27 protein-coding genes and 1 tRNA gene are annotated in these 24,028 nt (G+C 63.8%); 16 read left to right on the forward strand and 12 right to left on the reverse strand.

All coding sequences use genetic code 11. The annotated features are described in order from the left end of the window. Nucleotides 1-13: 13 nt before the first annotated feature. Nucleotides 14-1,402: an exopolysaccharide biosynthesis polyprenyl glycosylphosphotransferase gene (locus tag KEC45_RS14055; protein ID WP_062178001.1), complete on the reverse strand. Its 1,389-nt coding sequence runs from the start codon at nt 1,400-1,402 to the stop codon at nt 14-16. Nucleotides 1,403-1,673: 271 nt separating this feature from the next. Between KEC45_RS14055 and KEC45_RS14060 the strand changes: the two genes are divergently transcribed. Beyond that, nucleotides 1,674-2,771, forward strand: coding sequence for a thioredoxin family protein (locus KEC45_RS14060; RefSeq protein ID WP_152682291.1), 1,098 nt, complete (start codon nt 1,674-1,676; stop codon nt 2,769-2,771). A gap of 4 nt (nt 2,772-2,775) precedes the next feature. On the opposite strand, the gene KEC45_RS14065 is transcribed toward KEC45_RS14060, so the two are convergent. Together KEC45_RS14065 and KEC45_RS14070 are read right to left on the reverse strand one after the other, a co-directional pair. Continuing rightward, on the reverse strand, nt 2,776-3,447 hold the full coding sequence (locus KEC45_RS14065) for a UTRA domain-containing protein (RefSeq protein ID WP_062177995.1): 672 nt from the start codon (nt 3,445-3,447) through the stop codon (nt 2,776-2,778). Further along, entirely contained in the window at nt 3,444-4,793 is a 1,350-nt protein-coding gene (locus tag KEC45_RS14070) for a formimidoylglutamate deiminase (RefSeq protein WP_202966781.1), read from the reverse strand. The genes KEC45_RS14065 and KEC45_RS14070 overlap by 4 nt, the downstream gene beginning before the upstream one ends. A 29-nt stretch (nt 4,794-4,822) precedes the next feature. Between KEC45_RS14070 and hutI the strand changes: the two genes are divergently transcribed. The 11 genes from hutI (at nt 4,823) to KEC45_RS14125 (ending at nt 14,900) form a co-directional block, all read left to right on the forward strand. Further along, nucleotides 4,823-6,034: an imidazolonepropionase gene (gene hutI / locus KEC45_RS14075; protein ID WP_252171119.1), complete on the forward strand. Its 1,212-nt coding sequence runs from the start codon at nt 4,823-4,825 to the stop codon at nt 6,032-6,034. Continuing rightward, entirely contained in the window at nt 6,031-7,563 is a 1,533-nt protein-coding gene (gene hutH / locus KEC45_RS14080; RefSeq protein WP_062177987.1) for a histidine ammonia-lyase, read from the forward strand. Before hutI ends, hutH begins: the two co-directional genes overlap by 4 nt. Continuing rightward, nucleotides 7,563-8,366, forward strand: a complete 804-nt coding sequence (gene hutG, locus KEC45_RS14085; RefSeq protein ID WP_062177984.1) for an N-formylglutamate deformylase — start codon at nt 7,563-7,565, stop codon at nt 8,364-8,366. The genes hutH and hutG overlap by 1 nt, the downstream gene beginning before the upstream one ends. Then, on the forward strand, nt 8,363-10,042 hold the full coding sequence (hutU, locus tag KEC45_RS14090) for a urocanate hydratase (protein WP_062177981.1): 1,680 nt from the start codon (nt 8,363-8,365) through the stop codon (nt 10,040-10,042). The genes hutG and hutU overlap by 4 nt, the downstream gene beginning before the upstream one ends. Nucleotides 10,043-10,116: 74 nt before the next feature. After that, on the forward strand, nt 10,117-11,280 hold the full coding sequence (locus KEC45_RS14095; protein ID WP_062177977.1) for an acyl-CoA dehydrogenase family protein: 1,164 nt from the start codon (nt 10,117-10,119) through the stop codon (nt 11,278-11,280). Beyond that, complete coding sequence (locus tag KEC45_RS14100; protein WP_062177974.1) at nt 11,280-12,122, forward strand: MaoC family dehydratase N-terminal domain-containing protein; 843 nt, start codon at nt 11,280-11,282, stop codon at nt 12,120-12,122. Before KEC45_RS14095 ends, KEC45_RS14100 begins: the two co-directional genes overlap by 1 nt. Before the next feature lie 67 nt (nt 12,123-12,189). Further along, complete coding sequence (locus KEC45_RS14105; protein ID WP_062177971.1) at nt 12,190-12,372, forward strand: ATP-binding protein; 183 nt, start codon at nt 12,190-12,192, stop codon at nt 12,370-12,372. 194 nt (nt 12,373-12,566) lie between these two features. After that, nucleotides 12,567-13,100, forward strand: a complete 534-nt coding sequence (locus tag KEC45_RS14110) for a hypothetical protein (protein WP_152682290.1) — start codon at nt 12,567-12,569, stop codon at nt 13,098-13,100. 81 nt (nt 13,101-13,181) lie between these two features. Further along, complete coding sequence (locus tag KEC45_RS14115; protein ID WP_062177966.1) at nt 13,182-13,583, forward strand: hypothetical protein; 402 nt, start codon at nt 13,182-13,184, stop codon at nt 13,581-13,583. Between the two features lie 16 nt (nt 13,584-13,599). Beyond that, nucleotides 13,600-14,325, forward strand: a complete 726-nt coding sequence (locus KEC45_RS14120) for a C39 family peptidase (protein WP_193749103.1) — start codon at nt 13,600-13,602, stop codon at nt 14,323-14,325. Between the two features lie 8 nt (nt 14,326-14,333). Further along, complete coding sequence (locus tag KEC45_RS14125; RefSeq protein WP_062177961.1) at nt 14,334-14,900, forward strand: hypothetical protein; 567 nt, start codon at nt 14,334-14,336, stop codon at nt 14,898-14,900. Nucleotides 14,901-15,005: 105 nt separating this feature from the next. Here KEC45_RS14125 and KEC45_RS14130 read toward each other — a convergent pair whose 3' ends face one another. After that, nucleotides 15,006-16,457 (reverse strand): hypothetical protein, encoded by a 1,452-nt coding sequence (locus tag KEC45_RS14130; RefSeq protein ID WP_062177959.1) that lies wholly within the window; start codon nt 16,455-16,457, stop codon nt 15,006-15,008. Continuing rightward, nucleotides 16,454-17,134: a helix-turn-helix domain-containing protein gene (locus tag KEC45_RS14135; RefSeq protein WP_062177956.1), complete on the reverse strand. Its 681-nt coding sequence runs from the start codon at nt 17,132-17,134 to the stop codon at nt 16,454-16,456. Before KEC45_RS14135 ends, KEC45_RS14130 begins: the two co-directional genes overlap by 4 nt. 373 nt (nt 17,135-17,507) lie before the next feature. Between KEC45_RS14135 and KEC45_RS14140 the strand changes: the two genes are divergently transcribed. Continuing rightward, nucleotides 17,508-17,759 (forward strand): response regulator transcription factor, encoded by a 252-nt coding sequence (locus KEC45_RS14140; RefSeq protein ID WP_238586562.1) that lies wholly within the window; start codon nt 17,508-17,510, stop codon nt 17,757-17,759. Here the strand turns inward: KEC45_RS14140 and KEC45_RS14145 are convergent. From KEC45_RS14145 to KEC45_RS14160, 4 genes are all read right to left on the reverse strand, one after another. Then, a tRNA-Arg gene (locus KEC45_RS14145) sits at nt 17,760-17,836 on the reverse strand. 49 nt (nt 17,837-17,885) lie between these two features. Then, complete coding sequence (locus KEC45_RS14150) at nt 17,886-18,353, reverse strand: DUF1178 family protein (RefSeq protein WP_062183516.1); 468 nt, start codon at nt 18,351-18,353, stop codon at nt 17,886-17,888. A gap of 1 nt (nt 18,354) precedes the next feature. Further along, nucleotides 18,355-18,615: a glutaredoxin 3 gene (grxC, locus tag KEC45_RS14155; protein WP_252171120.1), complete on the reverse strand. Its 261-nt coding sequence runs from the start codon at nt 18,613-18,615 to the stop codon at nt 18,355-18,357. A 4-nt stretch (nt 18,616-18,619) separates the two neighbouring features. Then, nucleotides 18,620-19,534 (reverse strand): double zinc ribbon domain-containing protein, encoded by a 915-nt coding sequence (locus KEC45_RS14160; RefSeq protein ID WP_368389947.1) that lies wholly within the window; start codon nt 19,532-19,534, stop codon nt 18,620-18,622. Between the two features lie 51 nt (nt 19,535-19,585). Between KEC45_RS14160 and KEC45_RS14165 the strand changes: the two genes are divergently transcribed. Continuing rightward, on the forward strand, nt 19,586-20,377 hold the full coding sequence (locus KEC45_RS14165) for a methyltransferase domain-containing protein (protein ID WP_238586552.1): 792 nt from the start codon (nt 19,586-19,588) through the stop codon (nt 20,375-20,377). Here the strand turns inward: KEC45_RS14165 and KEC45_RS14170 are convergent. Then, on the reverse strand, nt 20,374-20,802 hold the full coding sequence (locus KEC45_RS14170) for a (deoxy)nucleoside triphosphate pyrophosphohydrolase (protein WP_083435651.1): 429 nt from the start codon (nt 20,800-20,802) through the stop codon (nt 20,374-20,376). The two genes, KEC45_RS14165 and KEC45_RS14170, sit on opposite strands and share 4 nt — an antisense overlap. A gap of 66 nt (nt 20,803-20,868) precedes the next feature. On the opposite strand from KEC45_RS14170, the gene KEC45_RS14175 reads away from it, so the two are divergent. Continuing rightward, nucleotides 20,869-21,039 (forward strand): Flp family type IVb pilin, encoded by a 171-nt coding sequence (locus KEC45_RS14175; protein ID WP_083435650.1) that lies wholly within the window; start codon nt 20,869-20,871, stop codon nt 21,037-21,039. A gap of 144 nt (nt 21,040-21,183) precedes the next feature. Continuing rightward, nucleotides 21,184-21,351: a Flp family type IVb pilin gene (locus KEC45_RS14180; protein ID WP_062177648.1), complete on the forward strand. Its 168-nt coding sequence runs from the start codon at nt 21,184-21,186 to the stop codon at nt 21,349-21,351. Nucleotides 21,352-21,439: 88 nt separating this feature from the next. On the opposite strand, the gene KEC45_RS14185 is transcribed toward KEC45_RS14180, so the two are convergent. Then, on the reverse strand, nt 21,440-22,939 hold the full coding sequence (locus KEC45_RS14185; protein WP_062177645.1) for a M48 family metalloprotease: 1,500 nt from the start codon (nt 22,937-22,939) through the stop codon (nt 21,440-21,442). A 135-nt stretch (nt 22,940-23,074) separates the two neighbouring features. Beyond that, nucleotides 23,075-24,022, reverse strand: a complete 948-nt coding sequence (locus KEC45_RS14190; RefSeq protein ID WP_062177642.1) for an acetyl-CoA carboxylase carboxyltransferase subunit alpha — start codon at nt 24,020-24,022, stop codon at nt 23,075-23,077. Between the last annotated feature and the right edge of the window lie 6 nt (nt 24,023-24,028).

Here is a 24,028-nt window from a genome sequence, read left to right on the forward strand (position 1 = left end):
ACAAGCCTTTACCTCAATAAGCGTTGCGGTGGACGAGTACTTGCGCGGTGCGCGCGAGGATCGAAACGTCGCGCAGCAACGACCAGCCATGCTGATATTCGAGATCGGATTCGAGCCGGTCGAGAATATCGCGCTTCGTGTTGGTGGCCCCGCGAAAGCCGCGAATCTGGGCGAGCCCCGTGATCCCGGGCTTGAGTGCATGACGGTGCCAATATTGCCGGTCGACGCGCCAGAACAGCTCGTCCCCGGCGGTCGAACCCAGCGCGTGCGGGCGCGGCCCGACAAGGCTCATCTCACCCGACAACACATTGATGAGCTGCGGCAGTTCGTCGATGCTCGTCGCGCGGATGAATTTGCCGACGCGCGTGATCCGGTCGTCGTCGCGGCTTGCCGACCGCGCCCCGTTCGCGTCGGTCGTCTCGACGCGCATGCTGCGGAATTTCAGGATGCGGAAGATGCGATTGCCGCGTCCCATCCGTTCCTGACGGAAAAAGACCGGGCCGGGCGTATCGAGCTTGATCGCCAGCGCGACAATCATCAGCAGCGGCGACAACAGGATCAGCGCAGGGATCGTCACGGCCAGGTCGAGCGCGCGTTTCTTTACCCGGTTCGCCCGGTTGAGCGGGCCCCACGACACGACCAGCGTCGTCACCCCGCCGCGCTGCCGCGTGGTGAGCGGGCCCAGTTCGGCAATCTCGGGCATCACGATCTCGCCCACGATGTTGACGCCCTTCAACGCGCGCGCCCATTCGGCCCGATGCGCGGGGGCACAAACGATCGTCACGCGATCATAATCTTGCAGCACCGTACCGAGACGATCGAGCATATAGGGATCGTCCAGATCGGTCCGCAGCCCCGATGCGCGCGCGTCGATGATCTCGCGATCAAGGTAGGAGGACGGCAGGTTCGCGCCGTCGACGATGACCAGTTCGGCGGTCATATCGCCGAAAGCGCGGCGCACCATTCGGCAGATCAGAAGCCGCTGCGCCACCAGCAACGTCACCGCGGTCACCATGCCCATCCCGATGGCGAGCCGCGGCACCTTGCCGGTGATCCGTAGCGAGAAGGCGACCAACAGGAAGACGAACAGGGTTGTCGCGAACGACAAGAGCGTCTGCCGCACGCTTTTGACCGGATGCGTCAGGCAGCGCGGATTATAGGCCTGATTCTGGAATGCGATCGCGAAATGGACGAACAGGGCACCCAGCATCGCGGTCAGCAATCCATCCGAAATGACGCGCGGCTGTTCGATCATCAGCGTCACCGCAAAGCCGACCGCGAGCGCGGCCGCGTCCAGGGCGATCAGCCCGAGACAGAGCCATATTTTGGCATCGCGCCGTGCCGCTTTGGCGAGTGGCGTTCGAACGGGCGCACCGTGGAGCGCCAAGTCGATCTTTGTCATGGGATGGGGAGGCTCCCTGAATTTGCATGATATTGTTGCGATGCAACATGCCTGGGCCCTCGGCGAATACAAGCGGACCGCGCGAGCACGTGCCGGATACAGGATGATCCGTGCGGAGACCGTCGGTCCACCGCGTTCAAGCGGGCGCGCGCAGCCGCCGCGCGCGGCAGGTAACTTTTCTGTCCGCGTAAACGAAGGTGTCATTGCGGCCGCCAAGCGCAAGCATGATCCTCGGCCTGTGAAGCATCTTTTATCGAAGGAAAGACAGTTTATGCCCGGCAAAGGACGCCGTTTCGGTTTCGCCAGCATTGCAGCGCTTGCCGCGGTGGGCGCCGTCGTCGCCTGTTTCGGCGACATTCCCGGGGGGCCGCTCGTCGCTCGCCCAATCCCCGTCGCCGGCGCTGCCGAGACGTCTGTCCGCCCCCTTGCCGCGCTGGACGCCGACGGACCCTGGCTGGGCAATGACGCACCGAAAGCGCTGCGCGGAAAGGTCGTCCTCGTCAATTTCTGGACCTATTCGTGCATCAACTCGCTGCGCCCGCTCCCCTATCTTCGCGACTGGGCCCAAAAATATAAGGATGACGGCCTGGTGGTGGTCGGCGTGCATACCCCCGAGTTCGCGTTCGAAAAGAATGTCGGCAACGTCCGGCGCGCCGTCGCGGAGTTGGGCGTCAGTTGGCCGGTCAAGCTCGACAGCGACTATGCCACCTGGCAGAAATTCGGCAACGACGGATGGCCGGGCTTCTATTTCATCGACGCCAAGGGCCGCGTCCGCAGCCACCGCTTGGGCGAAGGCGATTATGCGGCGTCCGAGCGGCTGCTTCAGGAATTGCTGGCCGAAGCGAACGGAAGGCCGATCCATGCGCCGCTAACCGGCGATATCGGAAAGGGCATCGAGGCATCGCCCGATTGGGCCGAACTACGCTCGGGCGAAACCTATGTCGGCTATCGCCAAGCCCAGAACCTCGCCGCGCCGCAGCGGTTCAAATCCGACAGCTCGGCCCAATATGACGCCCCGGCGTCGATCGGCCCGAACCAATGGAATCTCGCCGGACGGTGGACCGTCGGCGGCGAATACGCGCGTGCGGATGCGGCGTCCGCGCGGATACGCTACCGCTTTCAGGCCCGCGACCTGCATCTCGTCCTCGGCGCGCGGCCAGACGGCAAGCCCGCGCGCTTTCGGGTGACGCTCGATGGACAGCCGCCCGCGGGCGATCACGGCGTCGATGTCGATGCAAACGGGATGGGCGTCGTCACCGGCGACCGTTTGTATCAACTGGTCCGACAGTCGGCGGGCGTGAAGGCGCGGACGTTCGAAATCGAATTTCTCGACCCCGGCGTCCGCGCCTATGCCTTCACCTTCGGCTAGTTCGTCACGGCCCGGCGTTGAATTCGGCGACCAGATCGAAACGATCGCCGCGAAATAGCTGCCGCACATGCGTCACGACGCGGCCCGCGCGCCAGGTCGTCCGGTCGAGTTCGAGGCAGGCAGTGCCCGTGAGCAGCCCCGCTTCCTTGCGCGTCGGGTTCACCGCGCGGATCACGTGGCGCGCCTGCGTCCAAGGGATATGGCCGAGCAGCCAGGTTCCAGGCGCCTCCTGCGCAAAGTCGGCATCCGCCGCCTCGGGCACTTCGCCGAGCGCGATGAAGCGGCGCTCCAGCGCAAACGCCTCGCCCGCCGCCATGTGGACGCCCTCGATGCATAGCGCCGGTCCGGGACATAGCTCTTCGCCCGCCGTCGATGTTTCGATTGACGTCAGTTCCCAGCGATAGGCTTCGCCGCGCGCCGCGATCAGTTCGGCAAGGTCGGGCACGGTCATCACCGCCGAATGGACCGGCGGATGCGCTACGAATGTCCCCGCCTTGCGTCGGCGTTCGACCAACCCCGATGCGGCAAGTTCGCCGAGCGCCTTGCTCACCGTCGCGCGCGCGCAACCGTAGCGCGCAGCGAGTTCCTGTTCGGTCGGCACGCGGTCGCCGGGGCGCCATTCGCCAGTCTGGATCGACGCGGTGATTTCGTCGCGGATACGGCGCGCAGGGTTCATGCGAGCAGCCGCGCGACGCAGGCGCGATAGGTCGCACCGACTGCCTCGCCCTCGACATGACGGCCATGCGCGACGCGCTTGACGCCCGCGCGCCAAACGCTGTCGATCGCACCTGAGCGTGCCGCAAATATCCAGCGGTCGAGCAGCGTGGCATCGTCGGTTCCCGCGAAAACGGGATGATCGAGATCGAGGGAAACGATGTCCGCGGCGTGCCCGGCGGCCAGTCCGGCCGGCACGCCCAGCGCCTGCGCCCCGCCCTTTACGGCATTTGCGAAGAGATTGGCGCCGACGAACGGCGCCGCGTCGCTTGCAAGCAACGCGCGCGCGCGCTGCGCCAAGCGCTGCGAATATTCGAGCGCGCGCAGTTCCTGCGCCGCATCGACGAGGATATTGCTGTCGGTGCCGACCCCGAAGCGCCCACCCGCGGCGAGATAGTCGACTGCCGGAAAAATGCCGTCGCCCAGATTACCTTCGGTGATCGGGCACAGTCCGGCGACCGCGCCGCTTGCGGCAAGCCGAGGGACTTCGTTGGCATCAAGGTGAGTCGAATGGATGAGGCACCAGCGTTCGTCGACCCCGGCGTTATCGAGCAGCCATTCAACCGGTCGCGCGCCGCTCCATGCGACGCAGTCGGCGACTTCCTTCACCTGTTCAGCGGCGTGGATATGCACCGGCCCCGTCGGCGACAGGTCGAGCAGCGCCGCCAGTTCATCGGGCGTCACGGCGCGAAGCGAGTGGGGCGCGACCCCGATATTGGCGTCGCCGGAGAGTTTCGACCGCGAGGCGTCGAGCAACGCGGCAAAGCCGTCGATGTCGTTGAGGAAACGCCGCTGCCCAGGGCTCGGCGGCGCCGCATCGAAATTGCCATGCGCGTAAAAGACGGGGAGCAGCGTCAAACCGACACCCGTTTCGGCGCTCGCCCGCACGATCGCGCCGGCCATTTCCGCGCGATCGGCATAGGCAGCGCCCGCCGGATCATGGTGCAGATAATGAAATTCGCCGACGCGGGTGAACCCCGTCTCCAGCATCTCGACATAGGCCTGCGCGGTGATCGCCGCGACATCCTCGGGCGTTAGCCGATCGAGGAAGCGGTACATGATCTCGCGCCAGCTCCAGAAATTATCGTCGGGGCGGCTGCGGCGCTCAGAAAGTCCGGCCATGCCGCGCTGGAAGCCGTGGCTGTGGACGTTGCAAAGACCCGGAAGCGCGACGCGATGCCGTTCGTCATCGGGCTCGGCCGCAACACCGGTTTCGATCGATGCGATCCGGCCGTCGGCAACACCCAGCCGCACGTCCTTTTTCCATCCATTGTCGATCCACGCACGTTCGAACCAGAGAGCCATCACCTGTCGTCCTCATATTATGTCTAGACATAATGGCGCATAAGAACGACAGTGTCCAGATGGAGCAACACTGGACGAACGCCCGACTCGCGACGATGGCCGATGGAGACCTCGGCCTGATCGACGATGGCGTGGTGGCCGCGAAGGACGGCCGAATCGTCTATGCCGGTCCGGCCGAAGGCGCCCCAGCAGCGACAGGAACGGTGCATGATTGCAAAGGCCGGCTGATCACCCCCGGGCTGATCGACTGCCACACGCATCTCGTCCACGGCGGCAATCGCGCGAACGAATGGGCGATGCGATTGGCGGGCGCGAGTTATGAAGAGATTGCCCGCGCCGGCGGCGGAATCGTTTCGACGATGCGCGCAACGCGCGAGGCGAGCGAGGCCGAACTGGTCGCCAGCGCGCTCCCGCGTCTCGACGCACTGATCGCCGAGGGTGTCACGACGATCGAGATCAAATCGGGCTATGGCCTGTCGACCGACGACGAACTCAAGATGCTGCGCGCCGCGCGCGCGCTTGGCGATCACCGCGCGGTCCGTATCGAACCGACCTTTCTCGGCGCGCACGCGCTGCCCCCCCAATATAAGGGCGACAGCGACGCCTATATCGACCTCGTCGTCGGCGAGATGATCCCCGCGGCGGCGCCGCTCGCGACCGCGGTCGACGCCTTTTGCGAAGGCATCGGCTTTTCGCCCGCGCAATGCTCGCGCGTGATCGAGGCGGCGCAGGCGCACGGCCTCGCGGTCAAGCTCCACGCCGAACAATTGTCGGCGCTCCACGGCAGCGCGCTCGCCGCACGGCATGGCGCGTTATCCGCCGACCATCTCGAACATGCGACCGACGATGATGTCCGCGCGATGGCCGAGGCCGGAACCGTCGCCGTGCTGCTGCCCGGCGCTTATTATTTCATGCGCGAAACCAAGCTGCCGCCCATCGACGCGATGCGCCGCCATGGCACGCGCATTGCGATCGCGACCGACAACAACCCCGGCACCTCGCCGACGACGTCGCTGCTGCTGATGCTCAACATGGGCGCGACCTTGTTCGGCCTGACGGTCGTCGAGGCGCTGCGCGCCGTGACGGTCAACGCCGCGGCGGCGCTCGGGCTAAGCGCCGAGGTCGGCACGCTCGAGCCCGGCAAGGCATGCGATCTCGCGATCTGGAACGTCAGCGACCCCGCTGAACTTGTCTATCGCATCGGCTTCAACTCACTTCACCAACGCATCAAGGACGGACAATGATCATCGAGCCCGGGCATATATCGCTCGCCGACTGGCGTGAAATCTATGAGGGCGCGAGCGCTGAACTAAGCGACGGAGCATGGGAAGCGATCGACGCGAGCGTTGCCGCGGTCGCGCGTATCGTTGCGAAAGGCGCGCCCGTCTATGGCATCAACACCGGCTTCGGAAAGCTAGCGAGCGTGCGTATCGCCGACGACGATCTGGCGACGCTCCAGCGCAATATCGTGCTCAGCCATGCCGCGGGCACCGGCGCTCCATCACCGACAAAGGTCGTGCGGCTGATGATGGCGCTGAAGCTTGCGAGCTTCGGCATGGGCGCCTCGGGCGTGCAACGCGAAACCGTCGCGATGATCGAGGCAATGCTGGCGAAAGGCCTCACCCCCGTGGTCCCGTCGCAGGGTTCGGTGGGCGCGAGCGGTGACCTTGCGCCGCTGTCGCATATGGCCGCCGCGATGATCGGCGTCGGGGCGATCGAGGTCGGCGGCAAGACGTTGCCCGCCGCCGAAGCGCTGGCGCAGGCCGGCCTGGCGCCGCTCGACCTTGGTCCGAAGGAAGGCCTTGCGCTTTTGAACGGTACGCAATTTTCGACCGCCAATGCGCTCTCGGGCCTGTTCCGCGCCGAGACCGTCTTCCGCTCGGCGCTCATCACCGGCGCGCTTTCGACCGAGGCCGCGAAAGGCTCCGACGCCCCCTTCGACGCGCGCATCCACGCATTGCGCGGCCATGCGGGCCAGCGCGAGGTCGGCGACACGTTGCGCACTTTGATGGCCGGATCGGCGATCCGCGCCTCGCACGCCATCGACGATCCGCGCGTGCAGGACCCCTATTGCCTCCGCTGCCAGCCGCAGGTGATGGGCGCCGTGCTCGATCTGCTGCGACAGGCCGCAACGACGCTCGGCATCGAGGCCAATGGCGTTTCGGACAATCCACTGATCTTTGCCGGAGCTGGTCCGTTTGGGGACGAGGCACTATCGGGCGGCAATTTCCACGCCGAGCCCGTCGCCTTTGCCGCCGACATGATCGCGATGGCCTTGTGCGAGATCGGCTCGATTTCGGAGCGGCGGATCGCGATGCTCGTCGATCCCGCACTTTCGGGTCTGCCGGCCTTCCTCACGCCGCGTCCCGGCCTCAACTCGGGCTTCATGATCCCGCAGGTCACCGCCGCCGCGCTCGTCAGCGAGAATAAGCAGCGCGCCTATCCCGCCAGCGTCGACTCGATCCCGACCTCGGCCAATCAGGAGGATCATGTGTCGATGGCCGCACACGGCGCGCGCCGCCTGCTCGACATGGCCGACAATGTCAGCGCGGTGATCGGCATCGAATTGCTCGCGGCGTGCCAGGGCATCGACTTCCACGCGCCGCTGAAATCGAGCGATGCGCTGGAGGCGGCGCACAAGCATCTGCGCGCCGAGGTGCCGACGCTCGAAGACGACCGGCATTTCCATCCCGATATGGAGGCCGCAACCGCGCTGATCCGCACCGGCAGCCTCGTCGCTGCCGTACCCGCCAGCCTGCCGGGCGTAGGCTGATGGATTGGCTGCGCGTCCATCGCGGCGACGCGCCGCTCGTTATTTCCTTCCCACACGGCGGGACCGATCTGGCGGGTCTCGACGAGCAGTTCGTCTCACCCTGGCACGCGCAGATCGACACCGACTGGTGGATCGCCGAGCTCTACGCCTTCGCCGCCGATCTGGGCGCAACGCTGGTCGCGACCGACATCTCGCGCAGCGTGATCGACATGAACCGCGATCCCTCCGGCGCGTCGCTCTACCCCGGACAGGCGACGACCGAGCTGTGCCCGACGACGACCTTTGACGGAGATGCGCTCTATCGCTTTGATCCACCGGACGAGCCAGAGATCATGCAGCGGCTGAACTCTTACCACCGACCGTATCACGATATGCTGACACGGGAACTCGACCGCCTGCAATCGGCGCATGGCCGCGTCGTCCTCTATGACGCGCATTCGATCCGCAGCCATGTCCCGCGCCTGTTCGACGGCGAACTGCCGCAGTTCAACATCGGCACCAATGGGGGCGCGACCTGTGCGCCCGAGCTGGAAACCATCGTTGCGAACATCTGCGCCGCGAGCGGCCGCAGTCATGTCGTCAACGGCCGTTTCAAGGGTGGTTGGACAACGCGCCACTATGGCCGCCCCGACGACGGCATTCATGCCATCCAAATGGAATTGGCACAGCGCGGCTACATGACCGAACCCGAACCGATCACCCACGCCAACTGGCCATCCACCCTTGCCCCCAATCCCGCGATCCGGCCCGTGCTGGAGCAAGTGATCGCCGCGACCCTCGATTTTGCGAAAGGACATTCATGACCACCCGCCCCCTGAATCCAAGACTCGATAACAGCCGCGTGATCCGCCCGGCCACCGGCAGCGAGATCAGTGCGAAAAGCTGGCTCACCGAAGCGCCGATGCGGATGCTGATGAACAATCTGCACCCCGACGTCGCCGAAGCACCGCACGAACTCGTCGTCTATGGCGGCATCGGCCGCGCCGCGCGCGACTGGGAAAGCTATGACAAGATCGTCGAGACGCTGAAGCGGCTCGAAGGCGACGAGACTTTGCTCATTCAGTCGGGCAAACCCGTCGGTGTCTTCCGCACTCACGAAAACGCTCCGCGCGTCCTGCTCGCCAATTCGAACCTCGTCCCCGAATGGGCGAATTGGGAGCATTTCCATGAGCTCGATAAAAAGGGCCTGATGATGTACGGCCAGATGACGGCCGGAAGTTGGATTTATATCGGCAGCCAGGGCATCGTTCAGGGCACCTACGAAACCTTCGTCGAAATGGGCCGTCAGCATTATGGCGGCAGTCTAGCGGGGCGCTGGCTGCTCACCGCCGGGCTGGGCGGCATGGGCGGCGCGCAGCCGCTCGCGGCCGTGATGGCGGGCGCGAGCTGTCTTGCGATCGAATGCCAGCCGAGCCGCATCGAGATGCGCCTGCGCACCGGATATCTCGACAAGCAGGCGAACAGCATCGACGAAGCGATCGCAATGATCGAGGCGAGCCATGCCGAGGGCAAGCCCGTGTCGGTCGGCCTGCTCGGCAACGCCGCGGAGATCCTGCCGGAGATGGTCCGCCGCGGCATTCGTCCCGACCTGCTCACCGACCAGACCTCAGCGCACGATCCGGTCAACGGCTACCTCCCCGCCGGCTGGAGCCTCGACCAATGGTTTTCGAAACGCGAGAGCGATCCCGTCGCGGTCGCCAAGGCCGCGAAGGCGTCGATGGCCGTGCATGTTCAGGCGATGCTCGACTTTCAGGCCGCGGGCGTCCCGACAACCGACTATGGCAATAATATCCGGCAGATGGCCAAGGATGAGGGCGTCGAAAATGCGTTCGACTTCCCGGGCTTCGTCCCGGCCTATGTCCGCCCGCTCTTCTGCCGCGGCATCGGTCCGTTCCGCTGGGCGGCGCTGTCGGGCGATCCCGAGGATATCTACAAGACCGACGCCAAGGTGAAGGAACTGCTTCCCGACAATGCTCACCTTCACAACTGGCTCGACATGGCGCGCGAGAAGATCCAGTTCCAGGGCTTGCCCGCACGCATCTGTTGGGTCGGCCTCGGCGACCGCCACCGGCTTGGCCTCGCCTTCAACGAGATGGTCGCCAACGGCGAGCTCAAAGCTCCGGTCGTGATCGGCCGCGACCATCTGGATTCAGGTTCGGTCGCCAGCCCCAATCGCGAGACCGAGGCCATGCGCGATGGCAGCGATGCCGTCAGCGACTGGCCGCTGCTCAACGCGCTTCTCAACACCGCGAGCGGCGCCACCTGGGTGTCGCTCCACCACGGCGGCGGGGTCGGCATGGGTTATTCGCAGCACAGCGGCATGGTGATCGTCGCCGATGGCACGCCCGAGGCGGCGAAGCGGCTTGAGCGCGTGCTGTGGAACGATCCCGGCACCGGCGTGATGCGCCACGCCGATGCGGGCTATGACATCGCGATCGACTGCGCGCGCGAAAAGGGACTCGACCTGCCAAGCGTTTAGCGCTTGTTTCAGTTGCGCCGAAACAGCTTCGCATTCTAAGGCTCTCCCCACACCAAGGGGAGAGCCAAAAGCCGATGTCCGAAGCGCAGTCGCAGAGCCACCCGGAAATCCGCGATGCAGTGCGCAGGCTCTGCGCCGAATTTCCCGGCGAATATTGGCAGCGGCTTGACCGCGATCGCATCTATCCGACCGAATTTGTCCGCACGTTGACCGAGGCGGGGTTCCTCTCGGTCCTTATCCCGGAACAATATGGCGGATCGGGCCTGGGGCTGAGCGCCGCAACCGCGGTGCTCGAGGAAATCCATCGTTCGGGCTGCAACGGCGGTGCGTGTCACGCACAGATGTACACGATGGGCACGCTGCTCAAACACGGATCGGACGCGCAGAAACAGGCCTATCTTCCCGCCATCGCCAGCGGCGAACTGCGGCTGCAGGCCTTCGGCGTCACCGAACCGACCGCAGGCACCGACACCACGCGCATCCGCACCTTTGCCAAGCGGGTCGGCGACAAATATATCGTCAACGGCCAGAAAATCTGGATCAGCCGTGCCGAACATTCCGACCTGATGGTCCTGCTCTGCCGCACCACCCCGCGCGAGGAGTGCGCGAAGCCCTCCGACGGGATGAGCGTCCTCCTCGTCGACATGCGCGAGGCGCAAGGGAACGGCCTCACCATTCGCCCCGTCCGCACGATGCTCAACCATGCGACGACCGAATTATTCTTCGACGACCTTGAGGTTCCCGCCGCCAACCTGATCGGCGAGGAGGGCAAGGGCTTTCGCTATATCCTGTCGGGCATGAACGCCGAACGCATCCTGATCGCATCCGAATGCATCGGCGACGGCCGCTTCTTCATCGACCGCGCCACGGCCTATGCGAAGGACCGCTCGGTCTTCGGCCGCGCCATCGGAGAAAACCAGGGCGTACAGTTCCCGATCGCGCGCGCTTATGTACAGGTCGCCGCAGCGGCCGAGATGGTCGACAAGGCGGCGCGCCTGTTCGACGCCGGGCAGGATGGCGGGACCGAGGCGAATATGGCGAAGATGCTCGCATCCGAGGCGAGCTGGTACGCCGCCGATATGTGTGTCCAGACGCACGGCGGCTTCGGCTTTGCCGAGGAATATGACATTGAGCGCAAATTCCGCGAGACGCGGCTCTATCAGGTCGCGCCGATCAGCACGAATTTGATCCTGAGCCACGTCGCGACCCACGCGCTCGGTCTGCCCAAAAGTTTCTGATGGACGACTATTCCGCCTGGGTCGGTCGCAGCGAAACGCGCGTAGATGTCGCCACCGCTGCCCCGCTCGCTGGCCTCGCCGCGCTGCTCGATCATGACGTTTCGCCATGGGTTCCCGGCGAAGTGCCGCCGCTTGGTCATTGGCTCTATTTCCTGCCCGATGCGCGCCAGTCGGTGATCGGCGAGGATGGCCATCCGCGCCGTGACGGCACGGGTCTGCTGCCCCCCGTTCCTCTCCCCCGCCGCATGTGGGCGGGAAGCCGCATCGACTTCCTCGCGCCGGTCGCGGTGGGCGCCGCGCTGACCCGCGTCACGACGATCGAGGCGATCAAGCCCAAACGCGGCGCGAGCGGGGACCTCCTATTCGTTACCCTGCGTCACGACATTGCGGCGGACGGCGTCGCCGCGATCCGAGAGGAACAGGACATCGTCTTTCGCGAACCCGCGCCGACGGTTCCCGCGCCCGCCGCCCTTCCGGTCGCCCCGCCAGAATCCGAGCCCGCCGACGCGGTGCGCAGCCTGACGCCCGACCCGGTACTGCTGTTCCGCTACTCGGCGCTTACCTTCAACGCGCACCGCATCCACTATGACCGCGACTATGCCCGCGATATCGAGGGTTATGCCGGTCTCGTCGTCCACGGTCCGCTGATCGCGACCTTGTTGATGGATCATTTCCTGCAATCCACGGCTGGCGCGAAGCCGCGCCATTTCCGCTTCCGCGCCGAAGCGCCTCTCGTCGACGGCGCGCCCTTCGACCTCTGCCTTGCCCGCGATGGCAACACCGCGCGCTTGTGGGCGCGTGACGCGGCGGGGCGTGCAACGATGCGCGCGGATATCGGCTGATGGCGCGGCCATTCCCGAGCATATTCCTCGCGAAAGTCGGCGCGAGGCGGATTTCGGACTGATCAGCATGCGCGAACGCGCCGAACGGATCGGCGGCAAATTCGCAATCGACAGCGCACCCGGAAAGGGCACGATGGTGTCGCTGAGCGTGGCGGCTAACCTCGTCTACAAGCACTCCCGACGTGCAGGCCTTTGGAAACGGCTCAAGGATTATTTCGCCGGCGGTACTTACGATTCTCGTCCCGACTGACCTCCGCAAATCCCCCTACGGGGATCATCTGGGTATTTCTCCACGCCCGACATTGTGAATTCGCAAAGCGGGCGAGGCATCGGCGGATCATGATCGCCTTGTTCGCACCGATGCGGACGGAGTCGGGGAGGATCCGCATCAGCAATGCCGTTCGGGCATCGCGAGCCATCCCCTTTTATCGAGAGGAAGAAGTCATGATGAAGAAAGTCATGCTGGCGGTGTCGACGCTGGCTCTTGCTGTCACGGCCGCACCCGCCTTCGCGCAGGGCAGCCAAGATCAGGACAACGACAACACCACGACCGGCGCCGCAGGCGGCCTCGGCAACGACACCACTGTCGTCAACGACCTGATCGATCTGTTTGTACAGGACAATGCGGCCGACACCTTCTCGGACGACGACCAGGACAATGACGGCAATGGCTCGGGCAACGGCAATAATTCCGTTGTTGCGTTCCAGGTTCTCACCGCAACCAACACCAACCAACAGATGGACGAACTCGTCGATCTGGACGGTGAAGACGACACCGATACGGCTGTCGGCTACAACAGCGGCAACAACTCGGTCTCTGGCAGCGCCTTCGCGGCATATGCCGGTATTCTGAACGCTGCTTGGAACACGGGCATCAACTCGAATGCCCAGGCTGCAACCAACATCGCAGCACAAGGCACGGTCAGCTTCGGCGACAGCGCTCCGGCCGCAGCCGGCGGCGGTGGCGGCGACGACTAAGCGTCCCCCCGGATGGCCGGCCCGGCACCACTGGCGGGCCGGCCATTTACACCAGTTTCGCTTTCAAGGAGCGCCCGTGTCATGAAACCCCCGATCGTCCTGCTGCTCATGGCGGGCTTATCAACGCCGGCTTGGGCGCAATCGCCTCCTCCGCAAGCCCAGCTCCCGATCGTGACCCAGGCGGCTCCGTCCGACATCGTGGTGACCGCGGACGTGCCGGTTCGCGCCGAACGCAAGTCGCCGATGTTGAAGGATGCCGAGCTTGAAACATTGCGCGGCGGCCAATCGCTCGTGATCACCAATCAGACCATGGACTCGATCGTCAGCGGCAACGTCCTCAAAGGCGACTATACCGCCGGCGCGGTCACGCTGAGCGATTTTGCGCTGTCCAATTTCAACGGTGTCGGCAATCTTTTGATCAACACCGGTGCGCAGGTGAGTGCCCAGAGTGGTATGAACCTGACCATCAACCTCGGCGATTGAGCCCGCGATGCGGCGCATGCGCTTCTTGATCGCAGGCCTGCTGTGTGCCCTCTCCGTCACCCCGGCCACCGCCGAGGTCCGGCTCACCGGTCCCGAAACGGGCGGCAATTACCAGCTTCACGTGATGACCTGGTGGGACATCCCTTTCCGTTCCGTCATTCGCCAGCGGTATGATTTTAGCTGCGGCTCCGCTGCCGTCGCGACCCTGCTCACCTATCATTATGGCGCACCGACATCCGAATCGATGCCGTTCCGTTCAATGTGGGAAAAGGGCGACCGCGAAGCGATCCGCAAAGTCGGCTTCTCGATGCTGGACATGAAGAATTATCTCGCGACGCGCGGCTACCGCGCCGAGGGATTCCGGATCACCGCCGAACAATTGAAACAGGTCAAGCGTCCGACGATCGTCCTGATGGACCTTAAGGGCTTCAAGCATTTCGTCGTGATCAAAGGCGTGCGCGGCGATCGCGTACTCACCGGCGATTCGGTGCTCGGCCTCAACGAATATTCGCTCGCGGATTTCGAGAAGCACTGGAATGGCATTGCGCTGGCGATCGTGGAGGGCGGACAGAAGCGCCCTTCCTTCAATCTCGCCGGTGACTGGGGTCCCTGGTCACGGGCTCCCTTGGAAAGAGAAGGGTCGCTTCATGTATCGGTCGGCGATCTGACGACCAACCTTCCCCCTCAGTATCAGCTGTCGCCGCAGATCCTGCTCGATGTGCGCGTCGGTACCGTGAAATGAGATCAACCATGTCCCCACGCATCCTCCTGCTCGTCTTCGCGCCCACGCTCCTCGCCGCGAGCGAGCCGGAGGATGCAACCCTGCTGGCCGAGGCACAGACCGTACCCGACGAAGTGCTCGCCATTCAGCGCGGCGGCTTCGCCTTTCAGGGCATGACCATTTCCTTCGGCGCCGATATCCGCAGCTTCGTGAACGATGAGCTGGCGCTCCGCACGATCGTCAGCTGGACGCCGGAAGGACAGACGATCGAACGCTTTGTGTCGCCGTCGCTGACCGCGGTCAGCGCAGCGCAGGTTCAGGGCGGCATTTTGACCAGCGGCGGCATCACCATGCGGGTGGGCGATGAATCGGTGTTCCTCGCGAACAACGGACAAACGGCGCTCGTCCAGAGCACCGATGCAATCCAGAATGTCCTGATCAACACCGCCAGCAACGTCTCGTTGAATCAGCAGGTCGACGCCGTGCTCGACCTCAGCGGTTATGAAGGTTTCCGCGACGCAATTGCTTCAACCCGGATGAGCGATGCGATCGGATCTGTGATGGGCGCTCAAACGGTCAGCGCACTCGGGAACTGAACGACCCCCCGCCCCCGTTTCGACAGGGACGGTTCACCTGGCCCCGCCTCTTCAGGCGGGGCTTCTTTCGTTATAACTGCTGTTCCGAACTTTCGGCGTCGGGATTTATATCTTGCCGCCGAACGGCATCCGCAGCGTGATCGACACGTCCGGCGCATCCTCGGTCACGCCGATTTCGAAGCCGAGGTTTAAGACGTCCCGCTCGGTCAGACGGTAGGACATACCGAAATTGAGCGAACCGACGTGCAGGTAGTTCGATTTCTGACGCGTATCGCCGATCTCGGTCTTTGTCGGAAAGATATAGTTGTGCCGATAGCCAAGCGAGAAGGAAAAGCGCGGATTGAGCGCGAAACCGAAACCGATATTGGCCGAAACGGCGTCGCCCGGATCAACGCGCCCGATCATCACATCCCCGACCATCTTATTTACGTCGCGCGGGATATGGTAAAGATAGGCCATTCCGCCGTAGATCACTGCGGGATCCGACGGCATCAGGAAATTGACCCCTGGCTGCACCGCCCAAAATCCCGAACCGGTGGCAAGGCCCGTCGCGACGCCGAATTCGTCGTAACCGACCTCGAACGGCCCCTTGCCCGTATCCGACTTCACGCGCAGCGTTCCGACGAAGATCGGTTTTTGTCCGACCGGGCGATTGAATTGATAGCGCAGCGAAAATTCCGCATCGCCGATTCCGTCCTCGCGCAGCGCGATCGAACGGACGATACCCTCGTCTCGCTGCTGTACGACCTCGATCCGATCGTTGCGATAGAGATAGGGTATGCGCACCTCGGCTTCGAGCCGGTCGCTGATCCCGTAGCGGAGCGAGGCGGTGCCGACGAGCGTGTCGCGGTCGGCGTCGGTCGCCTCGATCAGCCCGATCTGGATGCCGGGAATCAGCTCGATCCCGCGGAACACAAGGCGATTGGTCGACGAGCGCGTATATTCGAACGAGGGTTCGAAGATGAGATTGCCGGCGCGCGTCAACACGCCCTGCCCCTCTGGAACAGCGGCAACGCGTTGCTCAGTCGGCTCTTCCGGCGGCGGCGCCTCGCCCACCGGCGCATCCGGCAGGGCGACCGCGTCGCTCCCTGGACCGGGAAGCGCGGGGCCGGCCACACCTTGCCCCCCCATGCCCGTTCCGCGAAACATCTCAAGCGGGGCCTCGGCGAGGGCAAAGGAAGAGAGACGGTCGATCTGTGCCTGCTGGGCGATCAACTGTCCCTGCACCTTCACTATCTGTTGCCGCTGTTCGACGAGCATCGTGTTCTGCTGATCGATTAGCGCACGCTGCTCCGCGATGATCCGGCGCAGCGCTTCGATCTCACTCTCGACGCTCGCGGCCGGCGGGCTTTCCGCAACGCCCCCCGAACCCGCCGGCGCCGCGGCTATCGCCGTGTTCCACGTCGGCGCAGTATCCAGAAATGGCAACGCTTCGCACAAACATTCGAGCGTCGGCATTTCATGCGCCTCGGCCTGCGAGGGCGTAAGAACCGCCGAAAGGCCGACCGCCGCCACACCCATATGGCGCAGCATCGGCGGAGCAACGATGCCGCTCATGCCCCTGCCCCTTGCCCAGTGAATGTTCGCCGGGGCCGCATCGCACCCATATTGTCGATCGCAACGCCCATTTCCTCGCCGGCGATCGCGCGGAGCCCGTCGAGATCGACCAGCCGGCACAATTGGGGGCCCTCCAGCTCGATCAGCCCCTGACGAACAAAGCCCGAGATCGTCCGGCTAACCGTATGGATCGTCAGGCCCAGATGATCGGCGATATCGCCGCGCGTCATCGGCAACGGAACGCTGCCAAGCGCCGACAGCCGTTTCGCCGCGATCAATAAAAACGCGGCAACGCGCTCATTGGCATTGCGGCGACCGAGCAGGAATATGCATTGGTTCGCACTGTCCAGCGCCCGTTCGAGCGCTCGATTCTGTCCAAACGAATCGGGATCGACGTTCAATGCCGGACGGCGGGTCAGGATCGTGTTGGTGACGGCTTCGGCCGCAGCATCGCGGGCGCCATATTCGACGCCAAAGACATCGCCTTGATAGAAGAAGCCGGTCAGTTGGCGGTGGCCATCGACGTGAAAATGGCAGGTTCTGACGGTTCCCGAGATGACTTCGAACCAGCAATCACCCGGATCGCCCTGCGAAAAAATAATCTCGCCTTTACGAAATTTTAGGATGGTATCCTGCGGAATGGACCCGCGTTGAAACTCTGCCGACAGACCTTGCACGCCACGTCTCCAATCTGGAATTGGTATTTGCGGCGACCCCGTTTGCGAGTCTCATCTGCCTTTGCGGGTGTTGAATCCATCCGCATAAAAACCAAGGAATTCGTGTGTATGAACAGCTAAGGAAAATCACTTACGTAAATTTCCTTAGCATTTCAGGGCAGATTAAGACTGAATTTCAATATCATAGGCCTATTGTCATAGGCAGTGTCGCTAGATAGTTAATTAGCTTAGGTTAATTGATAAACAGCGCACAAACATATATCATCGAAAGCAGAGCAGGTGGGTTGCGGCTATTGCCGCGCAAAAGATGCTCGTCGGTCGCACAGAGTCTACGCCTTGGGTGTCAGGGGATTGCGCCGTGCATCGAAACGCATTGAACACCGAACCGCATTTGACCTTTCGTGAGCATCAAATACTAGAATTGGTAGCAGTCGGCTGCTCGGCCAAGCAGATCGCGCTTGAGATCAATATCGCTCCGCGAACCGTTGAACGTCATATCGAAAATGTGCGGCTGAAACTGAACGCGCGCAACCGCGCGCATCTCATAACGCAGGCGATGCATCTTGGCCTGCTGATCATCGAAACCCCGCCTCCGGACGAACCGACGCTTTTCGAACTCAAATAATGGTGCACCCGACTGGATTCGAACCAGTGGCCCCCAGATTAGGAATCTGATGCTCTATCCTGCTGAGCTACGGGTGCGCCGTCGTTCGTGTAGCGGCGCTGCGAGCGAAGCGTCAATCGCGATGGATCAATTGGCTGCTTCGGGCGGAACAATTGGTACGAGCAGGGGCATCGCTGCGATCCCATCGTCGCGGAGCGATTGCGCCTCTTCGGGCGACGCCTGGCCGTGGATCAGGTCCTCGGTCGCTCGGCCTTCGTGCATTGCGCGCGCGGCGTCGGCGAAATCGCGGCCCACCCAGCGCGACTGCGGCAGCATCTCGGCCTGTTTCGCCGCAATATCCGCGAGCAATTTACGCACCAGTTCGGGCGACGGCTCCCCCGGCCCAGCCGCTTCCCGAGGGGCGTGAGCCACAAGTTGCTGGTTGGATTTGGCGCCGACCCGGGGTGCCATCACCGCCTTTTTGACATCGTCGTCGCCGCACACGGGGCAGTTGATGAGCCCGCGCACCTGCTGATCAGCAAAACTCTCGCTACTCGCGAACCAGGCTTCGAAACGGTGATCTCCGGCGGCACAACAAAGGTCGAAAACGATCAAGTCAGGCCAGTCCCAGCAACGGATCGAGGCCGCCGCGCGCATCGAGCGCCGCCATGTCGTCGCTGCCGCCGATATGCTTCCCGTCGATGAATATCTGCGGGACGGTGCGCGCGCCGCCCGCGCGCTCGACCATGGCGTCGAATCCGGCGCGGTCCGTCGTCAGGTCGATTTCCTGATATTCGACGCCCTTGCGATCGAGCAGCGCCTTGGCGCGCGAGCAATAAGGGCAGAAAAATTTCGTAAACACTTCGATCTTGGCCATGCGGCTATCCTGTCATCACTAGGTCCGTCATATCGGAATCCAACGAAGCAAAGTCAAATATGTTGCCTGTCATCAGGGCCTCGGGGACCACCCGGGCCCAGGTAAGCGCCGATACGCGCGCCGTGCCGAGGCGTCCGAGCAAGCGCGCCGCCGCACGGAGCGTCGCGCCGCTGGCATGGACGTCGTCGACCAGCACCAGATGCCGCCCCGCGGCCCGCACCTTGGCATCCGCTGCCAGCGCAAATGCGCCTGCAACGATCCGCTCACGCTCACGCCGTCCCTTGCCGCGCAGCGATGCGGTCGGCTTGGCCCGCAAAAGCAGGTGGTGGTCGTGGGGTACGCCGGTCAGCCGCGACAGTTCGTCGACGACCAACGCGGCCTGGTTGAACCCACGCGACCAGAGTCGCCAGCGATGCAGCGGCACCGGAACGAGCAACATCGCCTCCATATCGCCGAGCATATTAAGTTGCCGCGCCATCAGCCGCGCCATCAACCGCGCATGGCCGGTACGCCGCGCATATTTGAGGCGAAGCGCCACCGTGCGCGCGACGGGACCGTAAGCGACGGCAGCGGGAGCGCCCTCGAACGGCGGAGCGTTTGCGAGACACGCGCCGCATTCGACAAATCCGCCGGACAAGCTTGTCGGCAGTGGGATCGAGCAGCGCGAGCAGGACGGTCCATCGAGAAAATCGAGCGAGGACCAGCACGTCAGACAAAATTGCCGGTCTTCGCCGACGACAACTCCGCAGCCGGGGCAACGCGGTGGTAACGCATAATCGATGATCATACGCGCCGCGACGTGCAAACCGCTGCGCCAAGCCCCCGACGGCGCGCCGTCTTTTTCGACATCCCCCTTCGTCGTCGCCATCCCCGGCTTGTGCAGCATCGCCGGGAACGGCACAAGCGGCGCATGTCGCAACCTCCCCGCCCGCTTTTCTCCCCATCCCGTCATCGTGCCCAGCGCGACCGCATGGCGCGCCTGCCCGCATCGGCCAATTTTCTTGCGCCGATCATCGCCGAAACGCTTCTCGACCGGCTGACGATGGTCACGCGCGAATTTTCCCGCACCCTGCTGATCGGCGCGCATGACCCGGCACTGGCCGACCATCTGCGCAACACCGGCACCGACCTTACCCTTGTCGAGGCGGGGCCGTATCTTGCGGCGCAAACCGGCGCGATCACGGTCGAGGCCGACGCCATCGACCTGCCCTTCGGCAGTTTCGACCTGATCCTTTGGCCGGGCGGGCTCGACAGCGTCAACGACGTGCCGGGCGCCCTGCTCCGCCTCCGCGCGCTGCTCGCACCCGATGGCTTGCTCCTCGGCGCATTTGTCGGCGACGGCAGCCTGCCGCGTCTCCGCCGCGCGGTAATGACCGACGGGGTACGTTCGATCGCGCGCCTGCATCCACAGATTGATCTTTCCGCGATGGGCAATCTGCTCCAGCGCGTCGGCTTCACGCTACCCGTCGTCGACGTCGAGGCGTTGACAGTGCGCTATGGCGACTGGTTCACGCTCGTCCGCGATCTGCGTGCCGCGGGCCTGTCGAGCCGACTCCTGCCCACGCCTTCGCCATTGACCCGCGAAGAAGTCGCTCGGATTGCGGCCGCTTTCGCCGCCCACGCCGATCCCGACGGTCGGATCGGCGAAACATTCCGCCTCGTGCATTTCAGCGGCTGGGCGCCGCATCCCGATCAGCCGCAACCTGCGCGGCGCGGCAGCGGCACTGCCTCGCTGGCGGCAGCGCTGAAACCGAAGGATTAAACCAGCGCCTCCAGCAAGCCGATCAACGGCTTGTCGGCGGGCGGCATATCGAGGCCGTGCAGTTCGACGGGGCGCACCCAGCGGAGCGCGCTGGCGTGCTGGGCAACAGGCGTCCCGCGCCATTTGCGACAGACGTAGAGCAGCAGAAGAAGATGCCGGTCGCCGATCATATCGCTCGCGAAACAGGCTGGTGCGAGGCAGGCATGGTCGACATCGATCGCGAGCTCCTCTTCGAGTTCGCGGATCAAAGCCTGCTCGGGCGTTTCACCCGGCTCCAGCTTGCCGCCCGGAAACTCCCACAGCCCCGCCATCGACAGGCCTTCGGGACGCTGCTGGACAAGCAATCGCCCATCGCGGTCGACAAGCGCCACAGCGACAACCACAAGCGAGGTTTTCTGCGGATTTCCGGCTTCGGACACGGACAAATTATTAACCTTCCTGTGTAAATATTGGCACCCTCGGGAACTATAATTTCAGTCAGGGGTGGAACAATGCGAAACTTTTACAGGCTGATGCGGTCGACCAGGGCCGCCACAGCCGTCGAATATGGGCTGATACTGGCCCTTGTCTTTTTGGCGGCTATTGTTGCGATAACCGATGTCGCGAACTCGACGAGCGCCATGTGGGGCAAGGTCTCGACCGCCGCCACAGAGAATATGTAGCATATAACGGCATTCTCATTTCGGGACCGCGGTTCGGCGTGTCTCCTTCAGCCATTAAGATTTTCAAAACCTATTCGCCCTAAACCCGCTGATGTTGACCCAGACCAGACCGTCAACAGGGTAAGTGAAATCAGGAGACCAGTCATGAAGTTCATCAAGAAGTTCGTCCGCGACACCAAAGCCGCCACCGCCATTGAATATGGCCTGATCGCCGCTCTGATCGCCGTTGCCGGCATCGCCGCGATGGGCGCAGTTGGCAACAGCGTTACCAACACCTTCGAAAAGGTCGATACTGGCCTCCAGAACCAGTAATCGACGTCGCACCCGGTTTTCGGGCGCAACAAAAAGAAAGGGCGGTGGAGCAATCCACCGCCCTTTTTCTTGTCCGTCGCAGACGGCGTTACCGGCTGGCATATACCACGATCTTCACCCTCTGCCCCGGGGTCAGGCGGCTCGATGCGGTCAGGCGGTTGAGCACCTGGAAACGCTCCGCCTGATAATCGCTATAGGCCATCCGCCGCGCCAGGCTGGCCATCGTGTCGCCGCGCCCGACCGTAACGACATCGATCCGCCGCGGTTTGATGGCCGCCGCCTCCGCGGTGCTCAAACGCCGGACGCTGTTGAACATCGAATTGAAGACGCTTCCGCCACCCGCCTGCGTCAGCGCGACGAAGTGAAACGCGCTGCTACGCGAAAATTCATAAGCGAAAATGGTGAGGTCGACCTGTCCCGATTGGGTATTCACCCGCGCAGTCGAATAGGATGCGGGGATGCCGTTCACCGTCGTGCGCTGGATCGCGCCGGGGGTAATCGACGCATTGCCCGCGACAGCCTTGAACGCCGCTGCGATATAAGCGTTCATGTCGCCGCTGTACGGCCCCGTCGTAAATTGCGCCTGCCCGCCATTACCGCTGACGGAAACTGCATCGGCGCCATTCTGCATGCCATAACCGTTCGGGACGGTGAAACGCAGCTTGAGATCGGGATGCAGGAAATCGCGCCCCTCGACCACGCCTTGTGCAGGGTCGTCGCCATAAAGCACGCCATCGACCGAGGCGAGGAAGGCGTCGGCGTTGCGATTGCCGCCACTGCCCCCCACCCTGCTCGCAAGCGTCTGTGCATTGCGCACGCGCGAAGCGGGGTCGGGGTGCGTGCTCGCCCATTCGGGCAGCGACCGCGCATCGCCCCCCGACAGACGCGCGTCGAGCGTGGTCTGGTTGGCAAGGCTCGTCAGCATCGTCGACAGCGCGAGCGGGTCATAGCCCGCGCTTCGCAGATATTGCACCCCGAGCTGGTCGGCCTGCAATTCCTGGCTACGCGAAAAGCCCAGTGTCGCAAGCTGCGCGACGCGCATCGAATTATTCTGGAGGAGCCCGCCGAGCCCCCCGAGCAGTCCGCCATTGTCCCCTATCGCGCCGCCGAGCACGGCCCCAAGCACGCCGAGGATCTGATTGCGCGTCGCGGCCGACTGGCGCTTCTTGCTATGCTGCGCGGCGACATGGCCGACTTCGTGCCCGAGCACGCCGGCAAGCTCGGCCTCATCGTTCATCAGCGCCATCAGTTGGCGCGTGACGTAGACATAGCCCCCTGGGATCGCGAAGGCGTTATTGACCGGCGAATTGAGGAGCGTGACGGTAAAATCGCTGGGCGACCGCGAAAGCCCCGACTGGACCGCGATATTCTGGCCGATGCGGTTCACATAGGCGGCCTGCGGTCCGCTGTATGCGCCGCCGAATTCCTGAAGTAGCTGCGGATGCGCCTCGTCGCCCTGCTTGCGTTCGGCGGGCGAAATATTGGTCTGGGTCCTGATCGCCTTCAACTGCGCATCGGCGACGCCGGTAAAGGCAAGGCCGCCCACCGCCAGCACCGCCGCCAGTTTTTTTCCGGTCTTCCAGTTCATCGAAAAGCCTCCCACTGAACTTCTTCGGTCAGGGATATCCCCATCGCGCGACAAGGCAAGCCGCGCGATGAACCGCGGTCGCCGATTTCGAAATGGGAACGCGATGACCCGCGAACGGGTTCCGCCGGAGCGCGCCTAAGCGCGCCCCATCGCAAGGAATTTTTCCTCGCGCGCGGCGAGCAATGTCTCACGCGGGAGGCCTGACAGCGCGTCGAGCTCCTGCGCGATGGCATCGCCCAGCGCCGCGATCGCGACGTCGGGCGCACGATGCGCACCGCCGACGGGCTCGGTCACGATACGATCGATGACTTTCAGACCCAGCAGGTCCTGCGCCGACATCTTCATCGCGGCGGCGGCATCGGCCGCCTTGTCCGACGTGCGCCACAGAATCGACGCGCAGCCCTCAGGCGAAATCACCGAATAGACGGCATGTTCGAACATCAAGACACGGTTCGCGGCTGCCAGCGCAATCGCGCCGCCCGAGCCACCTTCCCCGACCACCGCGGCGACCATCGGCACGCCCAACGCAAGGCATTGTTCAGTCGACCGCGCAATCGCTTCGGCCTGACCGCGCTCTTCCGCCTGGATGCCCGGAAAGGCACCCGAAGTGTCGACCAGCGTCACGACGGGCAGCCCGAAGCGGTCGGCAAGCTGCATCAGGCGGATCGCCTTGCGATAGCCTTCGGGCTTCGCCATCCCGAAATTATGCTTCATTCGCGACGGAATATCGTCGCCCTTTTCATGACCGATCACCATGACACGCCGGCCGCGGAACTGCGCCAACCCGCCCAGGATCGCCTGATCGTCCCCGAAATTCCGATCACCGGCCAGCGGCATCCAATCGTCGAACAGGCCGGCGACATAATGTTTGAAATGCGGACGATCGGGATGGCGCGCAACCTGCGTCTTTTGCCAGGGCGTCAGCTTCGAATAGATTTCCCGCAACAATTTCGAGGACTTGCCCTCAAGCTGCGCAATATCATTGTCGATGTTGAGCGTGGGGTCGTCCCCCATCTCGCGAAGCTCGGCAATCTGCCGATCGAGCGCGGCGACCTGTTTTTCGAAATCCAGAAAGGCTGTCATAGGGGA

It is taken from the genome of Sphingopyxis sp. USTB-05 (assembly GCF_023822045.1).
GTDB lineage: Bacteria > Pseudomonadota > Alphaproteobacteria > Sphingomonadales > Sphingomonadaceae > Sphingopyxis.